Annotated in this window: 1 protein-coding gene and 1 pseudogene; one reads left to right on the forward strand and one right to left on the reverse strand. The window is 61.7% G+C overall.

All coding sequences use genetic code 11. The features are described 5' to 3' along the window. Positions 1 to 64: 64 nt before the first annotated feature. Positions 65 to 325 carry a hypothetical protein gene (locus FOY56_RS23410; protein ID WP_146348542.1) on the forward strand — a complete coding sequence of 87 codons (261 nt, stop codon included), beginning with the start codon at positions 65 to 67 and terminating at the stop codon, positions 323 to 325. Positions 326 to 511: 186 nt separating this feature from the next. Here the strand turns inward: FOY56_RS23410 and FOY56_RS23415 are convergent. After that, positions 512 to 843: pseudogene (locus tag FOY56_RS23415) on the reverse strand (M10 family metallopeptidase); the annotation flags it as partial.

Consider the following 843-nt stretch of genomic DNA (forward strand, 5'->3'; position numbering starts at 1 on the left):
CATAAACCACAACGCATAACTAACGGTGGGTCAAATCTCGGTGAAAATACCGGGTCAGTTCTCAGTGACATTCAACACTCTTGCCATTCAGGAATATCACCCGGGCGTCCACGAAGTTCTGGTCGAGGTCCTGGGTCTGCCTCTGTCTGACGCAGAGCTTGGGATTGTCGCGATGTTCCGAATGGCCAGCATGCGGGGCGAGATTGAAATCGAGGGCCCGTTCAGGGCGGCGCTTGAAGGCTTGCTGGATCTGGCCGCGATGGCGAATACGGGGCCGAGGATCCGGTGGCACGCCAGTGGGCGGTCATTTCTTTGCTCGAACTAGGTCCCGCCCTGGCGGTTTTTCACGAATGCGCACTTAGCGAAGGTTGGGGCAGCGGATCGCTCCGTCTGCCCCGCTACTCGATGCAATCACCAGCCGTTGCGCCTAAAGCCCCAATCAGCAGCACCTTCATGTCCGCACTCCTGTCGCCATCCCCACCGGTCTCACCCGACTTGAGCCCAGCCTCGATCAGATCACCAGGAAGCTGTCCTGATCGATGCTCAACCCGCTGGTCAGGGTGGCGAACTGGATGGCGGCGCTTCCGCCGAGACCGTCGGCGTCGTAGGACAGCGCGCCGGTGTCGGTCTCGTAGATAACCTGGGCGGTGAAGCCATTGGCGACGCCGTCCGCGTTCGCCGCAAAGCCCATCGCTGACAAAGCGCCGCCAGACAGGGCCGAGAAGATCGCCGCGCCCAGGTGGATCGCATCCTCGCCGACGCTGAAGTCCGCGATCGTGTCGATGTTGCCGCCGCCAAGAACGGTGTCGAACACGAAGTCATCGCCGTCAGCCCCGCCACGCA

Origin of the sequence: Falsiphaeobacter marinintestinus (assembly GCF_007923355.1) — a bacterium.
Lineage (GTDB): Bacteria > Pseudomonadota > Alphaproteobacteria > Rhodobacterales > Rhodobacteraceae > Phaeobacter_A > Phaeobacter_A marinintestinus.